Here is a 13225-nt window from a genome sequence, read left to right as displayed (position 1 = left end):
GCTTTGCAACCCGGTGGCGTAATCTGCACCGAATGGACGTGACGATGGACGACAGCGACGGCGACGCCGACGAAGCGCAGGGCCTGCGCAAGATCATCCACGTCGACATGGATGCCTTCTTCGCCAGCGTCGAGCAGCGCGACCACCCCGAATTGCGCGGCAAGCCGGTCGCGGTCGGCGGAGCGGGCGGGCGCGGCGTGGTCGCCGCGGCCAGTTACGAGGCACGCAAGTTCGGCGTCCGCAGCGCGATGCCGTCGGTCACGGCAAAGCGCCTGTGCCCCGACCTGATATTCGTCCGCCACCGGTTCGAAGTCTACAAACAGGTCTCGCAGGAGATTCGCGCGATCTTCCGCCACTACACCCCGCACGTCGAACCGCTCAGCCTCGACGAAGCCTACCTCGACGTGACCGAAGACCTGCACGGGATCGGCTCGGCGACACGGATCGCGCAGCGCATCCGGGCCGCGATCCGCGAACAGACCGGCCTGACGGCCAGCGCGGGCGTTTCCTACAACAAGTTCCTGGCCAAGATCGCCAGCGACCAGAACAAGCCTGATGGTCTGTGCGTGATCCGCCCCGGCGAAGGCGCGGCGTTCGTCGCCACTCTGCCGGTCCGCCGGTTCCACGGGGTCGGGCCGAAAGGCGCGGAAAAGATGGCCCGGCTGGGGATCGAGACGGGGGCGGACCTGGCGGCGAAGGATATCGCTTTCCTGCGCAGGCATTTCGGCAGTTTTGCCGACTACCTCTATCGCGCCGCGCGCGGTGTCGACTTGCGCCCGGTGCGGGCCAACCGCATCCGCAAGTCGGTCGGCGGCGAGCGTACCTACGGCGAGGACATCTCCTCCGGCCACGCGCTGCGCGAGGCGCTCGACGCGATCGTCGACATCGTATGGGACAGCATAGAGCGGACCGGTGCCAGGGGGCGGACCGTCACGCTGAAGATGAAGTACACCGATTTTCGCATCGTCACCCGGTCGCGCAGCCTCCCGCGCACTGTCGCCGACAAGCGGGAGTTCGCGCAGCTCGGGCACGAGCTGCTCGACACCCTGCTCCCGCTGCCGCTGCCGATCCGGCTGATGGGGCTGACGCTGTCCAACCTCGACCGGGGCGGCCCGGCGCGCGAGGACCGGTCGCAGGATACCGCACAGCTCTCGCTGCTATGACCGATTGCGCCAGAGGCCGATCTTGAGCCGGGTGCGCGCGTCGAGCGGTTCGGGCAGCGAATGCGGCGGGAAGAACCGTGCCTCCACCACCTCCCGCCGGTCGGGCCGGGGATGATCGGACACATGCGTTGCGAAAATATGGAGCCGGTTCGCGGCGCCGTGCAGGTTCTCGTTGCGCACGCCGAGCAGCGCCATGGCGTGCGCCCGGCATCCGGTTTCATCGCGCAGCTCGCGCCGCGCCGCGTCCTCGGGCGTTTCCCCCCGGCGCACGCCGCCCGAGGGGAACGCCCAGTTTCCCGCGCCATAGCTGAGCCGAACCAGCAGCAGGCGGCCATCGATGTCGCTGGCGATAACCGCGCAGCTTTCCAGCTCCGGCCGCGCGATGCGCCACCACCGCTTGCGCACCGCATGGGCCAGACGCAGCGCGAAGCGGTGCGCCGGAGGGGGGATCAGGCGAAGCACGTTACCGGCTGCCTCGCAGCGGACAGCAGGCGCGCCACGGGCAGATCGTGCGCGCCGCGCATGGCCGCTTCGAACACCGCGCGCTTTTCCGCGCCGCGTATGACGAACATGATCTCGTCGCTCGCCAGCAAAGCGGGGATGGTCAGGGTCACCCGGTCGAACGGCGCCTCGGGCGGCAGGGGATCGGGGGTCAGCCGCCGCACCGGCACCGGATCGTCCGCCCTGGGGTCGGTGTTGGGAAACAGCGAGGCAATGTGCCCATCCGCCCCCATGCCCAGCCATGCAATCGCAAAGCGCGGCGGCTGTGCACCTTCGGCGAGCGGGACGATCCGCGCGCCCAACGGCTCCAGCGCGGCGCGGATGCGGCCGGTGTTGCTGGCCGGATGATCTTCCGCCACGATACGGTCGTCGCCCGGCCACACGCAGACGCGCGACCAGTCCAGCCCGCGCGCGGCCAGCCGCTCGAGGATCGGGAACGGAGTCGAGCCGCCGGGGACAGTGACCGCCACCGTCCCGTCTTCCGCCGCAAGCGCGGAGCCGAGCCGATCGCCCAGCCAGTCGGCGACCCGATCGTCGTCGGCGTCTTCGATCAGTGCAACATCGGTCACGCGCGAGCGAATAGCATAAAGCCCGCCGCGGCCAAGCGCCGCGACGGGCTTTCGCCATAAAATTTCGATGTTTTTACTTCAGCGTCTGGGCAAGGAACCAGATGCGTTCTTCGGTCTGGTCGATCCAGTCGTCGACGATCCCGCTGGTGGCATTGTCGCCCACCTCTTCCGCCGCTTCCTTCACCTGATTGAGGCGTTCGTGCAGCTTGCGGTTATCGTCGCGCAGTTCCGCCACCATCTTGTCGGCATCGATCGAGGTATCGTCCTGGTCGGCAACGCCGGTCGCCGTGGCGATCGAGCCGATCGAGGTCAGCGTCCGTTCGCCGATCTTGCGCACCCGCTCGCCGATCAGGTCGACCGTGCCGATAAGCTGGGCCGCCTGCTCGTCGAACAGCAGGTGGAGGTCGCGAAAGCGCGGACCGGCAACGTGCCAGTGAAAATTCTTGGTCTTGACGTAAAGCGCCAGCGTATCGGCCAGCGCCCCGTTCAGCGCGTCGACCAATGCCTTCTTCGAATTGTCGCCGGTCTTGCTCATAAATGTACCCTCCTTGCTGAATTCAACGTTCGGCTTACGAACGGACGAAGCCGGGATCGGTTTCGCCAAATCTGACTGACGCTGTGATCGCAAAAGGCGATCAATCGACAATTCCCCGCGCATCCAGGCCGATCACGATTGCTGCCAGCAGCGTTATCGCCGCCAGCGCCACGCGCAACGGACGCAAGGGGAGGCGCGCCAGGTCGTTTTCCCCCAGGGCCCATCCCGCCGCCAGCGCGAGGATGCCCCCCACCGCCCCGCCCATACCCGCCAGCAGCGGCGCCCCGGTGGCCGCCGCGACGGCAAAGACCAGAAACCGCGCGCCATCGCCGAATTGCCGGGCCACGAGCACGATCGCGATCGCCGCGACCGACCGGCTCGGCTCCTTCGCCTTGGCCTGCCGCACCGGCCAGGCCAGCTCGAGCGCGGCAAACAGCAGAGCGATGGCGACCAGCATCGTCTTGCCCGGCCCCGGCAGGATTCCCGCAACGGCCTGCCCCGCGAGCGCCATTGCAAGCGCGGACAGCGTCGCGCTGGCAATCGCGGCGCAGAGCACGCCGGGCCCGCGCTGCGATGCGCCGGAAACCTGCGCCACGATCAGCTGGTCGCGGCCGCCGAGCGTTCCCAACAGCACGGCGACGAAGGCGAAGAACAGCGACGACATCGCCCGTTCATGCAGCCGCCGGGGGCGGCGGACAAGCCGCTATCGCTGTCGCAACCGAAGCCGCGCGCCCGTTTCAGGCAAGCCACGGCCCGGTGATCGCGAACGTCATCGTGGGGCTGTATGCGTTGACGAACAGAGTCTTGCCATCGGGGGAGAAGCAGGCCCCGGCCCATTCGGTCTGAAGGTGCAGCAGAGCGAGCGGATAGGCCTCTCCGGCCGGGGTGATCCCGCGCAAGTGGTTGGTCACGACATCGGTATACTGATCTTCGCACACCACCAGATGCCCGTTGGGGCCGACGGTGAGGTTGTCGCCGTAGTTAAACTGGTCGGGGCTGGTCGATTCGAAGAACAGCTGCAGCCGGTCCGCTGCGCCGCCCCGACCGGGCACCAGGCGGAACACCTGGCCCAGCCTGGCCGCGCCGCCGCTGGTGCAGCAGAAATACAGCTCGCCTTCGCCCATGTGGATGCCCTCGCCGCGGGCGAACAGTGCCGCGCCGCCCGCGGCGCCGCGCTGGCGCAAGTCGTCTTCGGGCGCCTCCACGTCGTCGAGATCGATCCAGCGCACGGCGGCCCAACTTCCCGTCGGCCAGGGCGCCCCGGCCCAGTTGCGCGTATCGGCCGGTGCGTCGACGATCGCCAGCGCCTGCAAACGCCCGCCTTCGGCCAGCTTGCCCGGCACCGCCGGGATGAAGCGATAGAGCAGGCTGTCGTCGCGATCCTCGGTCTGGTAAACGATGCCCGTCGCCGGATCGACGCAGGCCGCCTCGTGGTTGAAGCGGCCCATCGCCTTCAGCGGCACCGGGTCGACCAGCCCGGGTGCATCGGCCGGAACTTCGAACGTCCACCCGTGATCCTGGTTGATCCGTCCGTCGGCGCGCACCGGCGCCTCCTCGCACGTCAGCCAGCTGCCCCAGGGCGTGACCCCGCCGGCACAGTTGCGGATCGTCCCGGCGAGCGAGCGATACTGCCGCTCCACCGCCAGCGTTTCGGCATCGAGCACCAGCGTCGTCGTCCCGCCCGGCAGCGGGACCAGGCTCCTCCCCACGGTATCGAACGCCGGCCCGGTGACGCCGCCGCCGTCCTTGCCCGGGACCAGTTCGTGATTGCGCACCAGCGCCAGCTTGCCGCCGCCGAGGTCGAAACAGCCCATGCCGTCGGCCGCATCGGGCACGGTGAACCCGTCGCTCATCGTTTCGCCAAGCCGGGAAATCGTGCGATAGCCGAACCCTTCGGGCAGGTCGATCAGCCCGGCCGGATCGCGCCGCAGCGGTCCGTAGCCCGCGCCGCCGCCCTGCCCGCCGGTGGCGATCGTGGCGGTGGTGCAGCCGCTGGCGGCCAGCGCGGCGAAAGCGGAACCGGTGGCGGCGAGAAAGGTACGGCGATCGGCAGAGGGAGACGGCATGAGCAACGATATCCTGCGTGGTTGAGCGGGTGGCCATGCCTTAGCATCGTGAAGGCGATGTGACAGCCATCGCGACGCGCTGTGCCCGAAGAATGCCCAATGCGCCGCGGACAAGGCGGGAACTTTCCGCGCCGCCGCGAATTCGATGCTGAATGTACCCGCAGCATCGCCCGCAAGAGAAAGATAACAACTCGCCCGTTATCGGTGTATACCCGATGCGGAACCGGAAGGGGCCTGCCCCGATGGCAGACAACAATACCGCCTGTCTTGATACGGCGACCTGGATCGAAAGCCTCGTCAGGCTGTCCGATCGGACGGGCGGCGATGCGCCAGTCGAGAACTGCCTGCGTCTGTCGCGCCATCTCTGCGTTCTGGCCCCGCCCCCGTTCGATCGCATCGTTGCCTGCCGGATCGACGAGGCGGCGTTCGAAGAACTGCTGACGCAGGAAGCGTTCGAGGCCGCGGCAGCCGCGTTGATCGGACCGCCCTTGTCGCACGAAATCGTTTCGCGGAGCGCGTCGACGGCTTCGGCGCGGGTCTGGAGCGAAGGGCAACCGGGCGAAGCGCTGGCGCATGCGCCCACTGCGGCGCGCGCGCTGGTTCTGGCATGGGCGGGCTTCCTGCTGTCGCTGCAACCCGGGCGCGACGTTCAGGCCACCGGCAATTCCCACAGATCGGCATAGATGCCGATCCGCACGGCGTCGGACGTCGATCTGGCGTCCAGCTTGCGCATCACGTTCTTGCGATAGATCTCGACCGTTCGCGGGCTGAGATCGAGGAGCGCGGCGATCTGCTTGTTCGAATTGCCGTCGAGCAGCGAAACGAGCACTTCGCGTTCGCGCCCCGTCAGCTGTTCGACCCGCGCGCGCGCATCGGCCCGGACGCGTTCGAGCCGCCGCTGCCGGTCGCCGGTCTCGTTCAGCTTGCGCAGGGATTCTTCGAACAGGGCGGGTTCGAAAGGCCAGGCGAGATAGTCGAGCGCCCCTTCGCGCAAGGCGCGCACCACCCGTTCGGGGCGCGGCGCGTCCGAATAGAGCGAGACGGGATAATAGCGCTGCCGCGCGCGCAGGCTCTCCATGAATTCGGCGAGGTCGCCCTCACCCGATTCCACCAGCAGGACCGCGCCGCGCGCGGGCAGCATCCGCAGGAATTCGCCGGTATCCTCGTAGATTTCGGCATGAACGCCAAGCGCGAGCAGCGTGCGCGAGACCTCGGCGCGGCGGCGCGTATCGGAGTCGATAACATGCACGAGAACCCCGCCCGCGACGTCGGTCACTTGCATTGCCAGCTTCACCGATCGGTCCCAATTTCCGCGCAGATGATGCGACGCACTTCGTTATGCGAGGCCGATGATGCAGCGGGTCTGCGCCCCCAAACCCCAATCGAACCCCCGTTCAATGCAATGTAAACTAACGTAACGGGAAGTGGGCCGCAATCGTTTCATTACGCCACTTGCCGATTTCCGCCCGCTCAATCGGCTCCGCGCAGGGCCGATTCGATATCGAGGAAATCCTGCCGCACCGATCGCAGCAGCTCGGGATTGAAATCGGTTACACTGTCGAGCACCGCCTTGCGCGCGGCGCCGTAAACCTGGAGCAGGGCCTGCGCCAGCGGCGCATTGCGGTCGACCCCCATTTCGAGCGCGGTGATCGCGGTAAGCGTGCGGGTCAGCGCCTTGCTGCGCAGCGAGGCATCGCCGCGCTCCTGCGCGAACAGCGCCGAGCCGAGACCGGCAATGGCCTGTTCGAGGCACAATTGCACCAGCGCGGCCGAATCTCCGCCTTGTATCCGCGCGTCGAAGGCGCTGCGGCGATAGGCCTCGTGCGGATCGGTCAGCGCCAGCATGTCAGTCGCGCGAAGCGTTCCAGGCGTCGATCTGCGATTGCAGGAACGACAGCGTCGATTGCGAAGCCGCGATGCGGGTATCCGCCTTGGCGAAGCGCGCGATCATGTTCGCGCGCAGCCGCTCCTGCTGGTCGGCCAGCTTCGCAGCCTCTTCCGAAATGTCGGCCGACTGCGACTGATAGCGCGCGATCGAGCCGGCGAGCGATCCGGGATCGCCGGTGCGCGAAGCCGAGCGCGCTATCTTGTCGACCGTGGCATAGACCCCGTAGAGGCCGGTGGTGAACATCGCCGCCGCGCCGCCGGGGTCGCGCGCGAGCGTGGCGTCCAGCCGCGCGCTGTCGAGCCGGAACGTGCCGTCGCGCTGAATGGCCAGGCCCAGATCGGCGAGCGTGCGCGGGGCGCCTTCGGGCGCGTTGGGCATGATCTCCATGCCCGCAAGCCCCGACAGGGTTTTCTTGAGCGCGTGGGCGCCGGGATCGCGGGCGAGGTCGCCCGACATCGGATCGGTCGCGGCGTTGAGTTCGCCGACGACTTCGTTCAGCGCGCTCACGATGTCCTGCATCGCGTCCGCGATCGTCCCCACAGGGCTGGGGAAATCGATCGTCGTCGGCGCCCCGGCATTGGTTCCGGTGAGCTTGAGCGACAGGCCGGGCGCGACGGTGCCGACATCGTTGGACGCGCTGGTCATCGCCAGCCCGTCCAGCCGGAACTCGGCATCGGCGGACGCTGCCAGAAGGCGCGCCGGATCGTCCCCGGCAGACGGGTTCCAGGCAAGCGCGGCAAGCCCTTCCTCGCCGGGCGTTTCGGTCGCCTCTACGATAAAGCCGTTCTGCGCCCCTTCGGCGCCCTTGAGCACGAGCTGCGCCCCTTGCGCGGTCTGTGCGACATAGGCCGTGACGTCGGCGTTCTTCGCATTGATCGCGCCGGCAATGTCCGACAGCGTGGCGCCGCTGGCGATATCGACGGTCAGCGCTTCGCGCCCGGGGTCGGCAGCGAACGCCGTGCCGTCGGTCTCGCCGAAACGGATGGTCAACGTCCCCGACCCGACCGCGGCCGCCGGATCGGCGAAAGCCGGGCTCGCCAGGGTCTGCGTGCGGGCGAGCGCCAGAACCTCGAGGCTGTAGGACCCCGAGCCCATCGTGCCGGGCGGGCTGGTCGCCGTGGCCACCGACGGGTTGGCGATCTGCGGCTTGACCGCCAGGTCGCCCGCGCGCACCCGGTCGCCCAGCGCGCTGGCAAGCAGCGACAACGTGTTCTTGAGCGAGGAAGCAGCGGAAATCTGCCGTTCCAGCACTTCGCTGCGCGCGCTCAGCCGGTCGTTGCGCAGCGCGAACTGCGCGTCGGCGAGGTCGCTGGCCAGCGAGACCATGTCGATGCCGCTGCCCGCGCCCAGGCCGGCGATAATGGACGATACTTCGCTCATGCCGCTGAGAACGGCCGTGTGCCGCGCGGCTTAAGAGGCCGCGCCGAAGTTCGGCAGCGCCGACGATTTCGGCGTTCACCCCGCACGGCGCCCCTCCGCGTCGAAGCGCAGCTCCACCGGCACCTCGATGGCCGGGGCCGGACGCCATTCGCCCCGCTTGAGCGAGAAGACGAAGGCCAGCACCGCGGCCAGCGCGGCGTAAAGCTCTTCGCGGATGGTCTGGTTCTCGCGCGTTGTGAAATAGACCGAGCGCGCCAGTTGCGGGTATTCGAGCATCGGCACGCCGTATTCGCGCGCCAGCTCCTTCATCGCCTGCGCCTTGTCGCCGCGCCCCTTGGCCAGGACCAGCGGCGCCGCGGCCTTGTCGGGATCGTAAGTCATCGCCACCGCGAAATGGGTCGGGTTGGTCAGCACGAACTGCGCCTCGCGCATGGCGTGGGCCACCCCGCCGGCGGCGATTTCGCGCTGGCGCTGGCGGCGATGGGCGCGCGCCTCGGGCGAGCCTTCGGCTTCCTTGTGCTCGTCACGCATTTCCTGGTGGCTCATTTTCAGCCGCTGGTTGCGCCGGACCCACTGGATCGGTGCATCGACCAGCGCGATCACGACCAGCCCGCCGCCGAGCGCGAGGAGGAGCGAGATCACCGCGCCCCAGGCGGCGGAAAGCTGCTGCGACAGGTTGCCGCTGCCCAGTCCGACGATCGTGTCCAGCCAGGCGCGCGCCCAGAACCAGGCGATCGCGCCGAGCAGCGCGACTTTCAGAATGCCCTTGCCCATCTCGATCCAGCCGTTGGTGCCGAACATGCGCTTCAGGCCCGAAAGCGGATTGATCCGCGATCCCTTGAAGGCCAGATTCTCGTTCACCCAGCGGCCATCGGCGCTGGGGCCGAGTTGGGTGATCAGGGCGATCAGGATCATCGGCCCGGCGATGGTCAGGATCGGCGGCAGCGCGGCGAGCAGGCCGGTCAGCATCATCTGCCCCGGCTGGAAATCGATCATCTCGCCCCGGTCGAACACCAGCGCGTCGCGCACGATCCCGGTCATTTCCTCCAGCAGCCAGGGGCCGCCGAACATCAGCCAGCCGCCGCCAAACAGGATCGCGGCCGCCGTGGTGATCTCGCGCGAGCGCAGGACATCGCCCTTGCGGGCCGCGTCGCGACGGCGCTTGTCGGTCGGGGCGAAGGTCTTCTCGCCGGCGGTTTCGCTCATCGCACCAGCACCCCGGATGCCTGATCGATCGAAAGCCGCACGATGTCGCCGAACTGGTCGTAGATCATCGGCGCGGCGATGATCAGCGCCGCGATCCCCGCGAGCACGCCGGCGGGCAGGCCGAGCGCGAAAAGGTTGAGCGACGGGGCCGAACGGCTGAGCACGCCGGTCACCATTTGCACCAGCAGCAGGACCAGCGTGACGGGCAGCGCGATGCGCACCGCGGTTTCGAACATCGCCCCGGCGAAACCCGCCACTTGCGCAAAACCTTCCGCCCCCATCCAGGTGTCGCCCGGGGGGAAGACGCGATAGCTTTCGGCAAGCAGCGCGATCCATTGCAGATGCGCGCCCAGCGCGAGAAAGATCAGCGTCAGGACGATGGTGAAATACTGGCCGAAGGCGGTGGTCTGCCCGCCGCCGTTCGGATCGGCCGCCATCGCCATGCTCATGCCCATCGCCCCGCCGATCACTTCGGCCGCGATGACCGGCGCGGCAAAGGCGATCTGGAGCACGAAGCCGAGCGCGAGGCCGATCGCGACTTCGCCTGCGACCGCCAGCATGCCGGCGGCGGAAAACAGCGCTTCGGGCGGCTGGACCGCCGGCATCCACACGCCGACGAAGATCGCCAGCGCCCCGGTCAGGCACACGCGCACCGTCATCGGCACCGAGGCGGCACCGAAGAACGGCGCGGCCAGCAGGCCGGCGCCGATCCGCGTCATCAGGAACACGATGCGCCAGAAATCCTGCTCGATCGCGCCGAGGCCGAGGTCGAGTGCGATCACTGCCCGATCCTGGCGATTTCCATGAAGATTTCCTGCATGAAGTCGCTCAGCAGCGCCATCATCGAAGCCCCGAACAGGACCAGCACCAGCGCCACGGCGGCCAGCTTGGGCACGAAAGTCAGCGTCTGTTCGTTGACCGAAGTGGCGGCCTGGATCAGGCCGATGACCAGGCCGATCGCAAGGCTGGCGAGCAGGACCGGCGCGGCCACCAGCGCGGTGATCCACAGCATCCGGTCCGCCAGCGCCAGAAGAATGGGCAGTTCGTCCATCGTCGTCGCCCCCGGCTAGATGAAACTCGATGCCAGCGAGCCCATCAGCAGGGCCCACCCGTCGACCAGGACGAACAGCAGGAGCTTGAACGGCAGCGAGACGAGCATTGGGCTCATCATCATCATGCCCAGGCTCATCAGCACGCTCGACACGACAAGGTCGATCACCAGGAACGGCAGGAACAGCATGAAGCCGATCTGGAACGCGGTCTTCAGCTCGCTGGTGACGAAGGCCGGCAGCAGAATGGAGAACGGGACATCCGCCGGGCTGGCGAACTGCGGCGCATCGGCGATGTCGGCGAACATCTGCAAGTCGCGCTCGCGCGTCTGGCGGATCATGAAGCCGTGGAATTCGTTGCCTGCCAGCTCGATCGCCTCCTCGGCGTTGACCTGTCCTGCGGCATAGGGCGCGATCGCGGCCTCGTTCACCCGCTCCAGCGTCGGCGCCATGACGAAGAGCGACAGGAACAGCGACAGCCCGATCAGGACCTGGTTGGGCGGCGACTGCTGCAGGCCCAGCGCCTGGCGCAGGATCGCGAGCACGACGATGATCCGGGTGAAACTGGTCATCATCAGGATGAGCGCGGGCAGGATCGTCAGCAGCCCCATGACGAGGAGCAGCTGGAGCGACATGCTCAGCGGTTCGCCACCGGATCCGCCGAGTTCGCCGAAGGCACGGTCGAGCGCGCCGGGGACAGCGGCCTGGGCCCGCGCCGCGGCAGGCAGCGCGAAGGCCGTGGCGGCAGCGGAAAGGGCGGCAAGCCGTTTCATTCGCCGCGCTCCGCCACGGTCGTGCGCGCCGGCGCCTCGGCCAGACGGGTCAGCCCCGCGCGCGAGGTGGAGACCAGGATCTCGCGCCCGTGGAACTCGATCACCGCCAGCCGCATGGTCGGCGACAGCATCGTCGTTTCGACCACCCGCACGGCCTTGGCCCCTCCGCCTTGCGGCGCGCCGAACTGGCCCTGCATCTTCTGGGCGAGCTTCAGGCTGCCCCAGATCATCAGGCCGATCAGCGGCAGCAGGATCAGCAGCTTGAGAATGTACCAGCCCATCAGGCCGCGCTCCCCTCCGGCTGCTTGGTCGTGACTTCGATCGGCGGGGCGCGGCGTTCGCGCTGGGCGCCACCGCGTCCCTCGCCGACGAGTTCGAGGATGCGCAGGCCGAACCGGTTGCCTTCGGCAACAACCTCGCCCTTGGCGATCAGCTTCCCGTTGACCAGCACGTCGAGCGGCTCGTCGGTCAGGCGGTCGAGCATGACCACGCTTTCTTCCGCCAGGTCGAGCACTTCGCGCAAGTTCATCTGCGCCCGGCCGAGTTCGACCGTCAGGCGGACGTCGATGTCCTGGATCAGGCCGAAGCCCTGGGTTGCGTCGGTCATTGGGAATCCTTTCCGGTGAAAGTCTGGGTAATCTGGAGAGCGACCTGGTCGTCCACTTCGCCCACCGTGCCGCGGGCGACGACGGCTTCGCCGATCTGCAGCGGCACGTTGCGCGCAACCATGATCGGCAGGACGGTGCCCGCCTCGATCGCGGCGACGCGGTGGAGCGGGATCGCCATGTCGACCAGCCGCGCGCTGGCAGCCAGCGGCAGCTCCGCGAACGGCGCCTCGTCGATCCCGCGCTTGCGCCGCGACACAGGGGCGCGGCGGGCGGAGGCACGCTTGGGCAGAAGCGATGCGAGCGCGGCGGTTTCGAGCGCGAGCACGAGACGCCACTCGCGCCCGTCCGATCCGGTGACGGCCAGAGCCAGCGCGGTCAGCTCGGCCTCGGGCGCGAACGGGGTGGCGGTGTCGGTCGACGACGCATCGTCTTCGGTGCGGAATTCCAGCCCGGCCAGCTCGCCGGCGACCGCCGCGATGACGCGCTTTTCGAAACGGCGCGAGAGCAGGCGCGCGGTATGCGGCAGCGCGGCCGGCAGATCCTTGCCGATATCGCCCGACCCGCCGAACGTACGGTCGAGCTGTTCGAGGATCGCGCGGCCATCGACCGCCAGCGCCAGGACATGGCCGGCGACGCCGAAGCGGTGGCGGCTGATCGCCGCCAGCGGCGCGCAATGGCCGGCGAACTGGCTGCCCTGGAGATTCTGCGTATCCTGCAAGGCGATACGCACCCCGGCATCGTCGGCCAGTTCGGTCACGCTCGCATGGAGCGCGCGGCACAGGCGGGCACCGAAGCGTTCGAACTCGGGCCCGAGATCGGCCGAGGGCTCGCGCTGGCTGAGCAGCGCGGCGCAATGGCTGGCGGGCCGCCGGGGCGAAGAGGTCGCGGGGCGTATCATTGGACGATGAAAGTCCGGAAATAGATGTTGTCGACCCCGCCGAAGCCTTCCTGTTCGACCAGCACTTCGTTGACCGCGTCGGTCAGGCGCTTCTGGAGCCGGGTCTTGCCTTCGCTGGAGATCACCTCTTCTTCGGGCGTATCGGCCAGCTCGACCAGCAGGCGCGAGCGGATCGCGAGCTGGTGTTCGTCGAGCCACATGAGCACGCGCCCGTCGCGCCGGGTCGAGGCGGCGAGGCTGACCTGGATCAGCCCGTTGCTGTCCCTGAGGTTGGAAGTGAAATCCTCGGCAAAGCTGAAATAGGCGGTGCGATACTTGGTTCCGCCCTCGCCGTGCACCAGCTTGGCGGCCTCCTTGCCCTTGGCGACCGGGGGAGCATAAGGGTCCTTCTCGCCCTTGAGCACGAATTGCGGGCCGGCTTCCCGGGCGCCGGCATCGGCGGTCTCGATCACGCCCGCGGCCATCAGGCCGAACACGGTCCCGCCCCCGGCGCCCGCCAGCGCCAGGCCCAGCAGCGCGATCTTGAGCAGGCCGCGGCTCTTCGCCGGCTGGTCCTGCTTGCCCTTCTTGTCACTCATCGTTCGGTTCC

The 13225-nt window shown here is 68.3% G+C and carries 18 protein-coding genes; 2 read left to right on the top strand and 16 right to left on the bottom strand.

The window, feature by feature from the left end:
* Positions 1 to 44 precede the first annotated feature (44 nt).
* Positions 45 to 1163 carry a DNA polymerase IV gene (dinB, locus tag V5F89_RS06270; RefSeq protein WP_338447384.1) on the top strand — a complete coding sequence of 373 codons (1119 nt, stop codon included), beginning with the start codon at positions 45 to 47 and terminating at the stop codon, positions 1161 to 1163.
* Here dinB and V5F89_RS06265 read toward each other — a convergent pair.
* From V5F89_RS06265 to V5F89_RS06245, 5 genes are all read right to left on the bottom strand, one after another.
* Positions 1158 to 1625 carry an NUDIX domain-containing protein gene (locus V5F89_RS06265; RefSeq protein ID WP_338447383.1) on the bottom strand — a complete coding sequence of 156 codons (468 nt, stop codon included), beginning with the start codon at positions 1623 to 1625 and terminating at the stop codon, positions 1158 to 1160. The two genes, dinB and V5F89_RS06265, sit on opposite strands and share 6 nt — an antisense overlap.
* Entirely contained in the window at positions 1613 to 2233 is a 621-nt protein-coding gene (locus V5F89_RS06260; protein WP_338447382.1) for a 6-phosphogluconolactonase, read from the bottom strand. Before V5F89_RS06260 ends, V5F89_RS06265 begins: the two co-directional genes overlap by 13 nt.
* A 73-nt stretch (positions 2234 to 2306) precedes the next feature.
* Positions 2307 to 2768 (bottom strand): DNA starvation/stationary phase protection protein, encoded by a 462-nt coding sequence (locus V5F89_RS06255; RefSeq protein ID WP_338447381.1) that lies wholly within the window; start codon positions 2766 to 2768, stop codon positions 2307 to 2309.
* Between the two features lie 100 nt (positions 2769 to 2868).
* Positions 2869 to 3432, bottom strand: a complete 564-nt coding sequence (locus V5F89_RS06250; RefSeq protein WP_338447380.1) for a hypothetical protein — start codon at positions 3430 to 3432, stop codon at positions 2869 to 2871.
* Between the two features lie 73 nt (positions 3433 to 3505).
* Positions 3506 to 4834: an alkaline phosphatase PhoX gene (locus V5F89_RS06245; RefSeq protein WP_338447379.1), complete on the bottom strand. Its 1329-nt coding sequence runs from the start codon at positions 4832 to 4834 to the stop codon at positions 3506 to 3508.
* A 242-nt stretch (positions 4835 to 5076) separates the two neighbouring features.
* On the opposite strand from V5F89_RS06245, the gene V5F89_RS06240 reads away from it, so the two are divergent.
* A complete protein-coding gene (locus tag V5F89_RS06240; RefSeq protein ID WP_338447378.1) occupies positions 5077 to 5517 on the top strand; it encodes a hypothetical protein in 441 nt (146 codons plus the stop codon).
* On the opposite strand, the gene V5F89_RS06235 is transcribed toward V5F89_RS06240, so the two are convergent.
* The 11 genes from V5F89_RS06235 to V5F89_RS06185 all read right to left on the bottom strand — a co-directional run bounded on the left by V5F89_RS06235 (position 5484) and on the right by V5F89_RS06185 (position 13214).
* A complete protein-coding gene (locus V5F89_RS06235; protein WP_338447377.1) occupies positions 5484 to 6128 on the bottom strand; it encodes a response regulator transcription factor in 645 nt (214 codons plus the stop codon). The genes V5F89_RS06240 and V5F89_RS06235 overlap by 34 nt on opposite strands.
* 176 nt (positions 6129 to 6304) lie before the next feature.
* Entirely contained in the window at positions 6305 to 6679 is a 375-nt protein-coding gene (locus V5F89_RS06230; protein ID WP_338447376.1) for a flagellar protein FliS, read from the bottom strand.
* A 1-nt stretch (position 6680) separates the two neighbouring features.
* Positions 6681 to 8102 (bottom strand): flagellar filament capping protein FliD, encoded by a 1422-nt coding sequence (fliD, locus tag V5F89_RS06225; protein WP_338447375.1) that lies wholly within the window; start codon positions 8100 to 8102, stop codon positions 6681 to 6683.
* Positions 8103 to 8177: 75 nt separating this feature from the next.
* Positions 8178 to 9308 carry an EscU/YscU/HrcU family type III secretion system export apparatus switch protein gene (locus V5F89_RS06220; RefSeq protein ID WP_338447374.1) on the bottom strand — a complete coding sequence of 377 codons (1131 nt, stop codon included), beginning with the start codon at positions 9306 to 9308 and terminating at the stop codon, positions 8178 to 8180.
* Positions 9305 to 10090 carry a flagellar biosynthetic protein FliR gene (gene fliR, locus V5F89_RS06215; RefSeq protein WP_338447373.1) on the bottom strand — a complete coding sequence of 262 codons (786 nt, stop codon included), beginning with the start codon at positions 10088 to 10090 and terminating at the stop codon, positions 9305 to 9307. Before fliR ends, V5F89_RS06220 begins: the two co-directional genes overlap by 4 nt.
* Positions 10087 to 10359, bottom strand: a complete 273-nt coding sequence (locus V5F89_RS06210) for a flagellar biosynthetic protein FliQ (protein WP_338447372.1) — start codon at positions 10357 to 10359, stop codon at positions 10087 to 10089. The genes fliR and V5F89_RS06210 overlap by 4 nt, the downstream gene beginning before the upstream one ends.
* Positions 10360 to 10374: 15 nt before the next feature.
* Positions 10375 to 11130: a flagellar type III secretion system pore protein FliP gene (gene fliP, locus V5F89_RS06205; RefSeq protein ID WP_338447371.1), complete on the bottom strand. Its 756-nt coding sequence runs from the start codon at positions 11128 to 11130 to the stop codon at positions 10375 to 10377.
* Positions 11127 to 11411 (bottom strand): flagellar biosynthetic protein FliO, encoded by a 285-nt coding sequence (locus tag V5F89_RS06200; protein ID WP_338447370.1) that lies wholly within the window; start codon positions 11409 to 11411, stop codon positions 11127 to 11129. Before V5F89_RS06200 ends, fliP begins: the two co-directional genes overlap by 4 nt.
* Positions 11411 to 11737 (bottom strand): flagellar motor switch protein FliN, encoded by a 327-nt coding sequence (fliN, locus tag V5F89_RS06195; RefSeq protein WP_338447369.1) that lies wholly within the window; start codon positions 11735 to 11737, stop codon positions 11411 to 11413. Before fliN ends, V5F89_RS06200 begins: the two co-directional genes overlap by 1 nt.
* The gene (locus tag V5F89_RS06190; RefSeq protein ID WP_338447368.1) at positions 11734 to 12636 is read right to left on the bottom strand and encodes a FliM/FliN family flagellar motor C-terminal domain-containing protein; all 903 of its coding nucleotides are present in this window, start codon (positions 12634 to 12636) and stop codon (positions 11734 to 11736) included. The genes fliN and V5F89_RS06190 overlap by 4 nt, the downstream gene beginning before the upstream one ends.
* A complete protein-coding gene (locus V5F89_RS06185; RefSeq protein ID WP_338447367.1) occupies positions 12633 to 13214 on the bottom strand; it encodes a flagellar basal body-associated FliL family protein in 582 nt (193 codons plus the stop codon). Before V5F89_RS06185 ends, V5F89_RS06190 begins: the two co-directional genes overlap by 4 nt.
* Between the last annotated feature and the right edge of the window lie 11 nt (positions 13215 to 13225).

The organism is Pelagerythrobacter marensis, from assembly GCF_036700095.1.
In the GTDB taxonomy this organism is placed as follows: domain Bacteria; phylum Pseudomonadota; class Alphaproteobacteria; order Sphingomonadales; family Sphingomonadaceae; genus Pelagerythrobacter; species Pelagerythrobacter marensis_A.
Note: the sequence above shows the minus strand (reverse complement) of the source record. Positions and strands in the feature narration are given on the sequence as shown.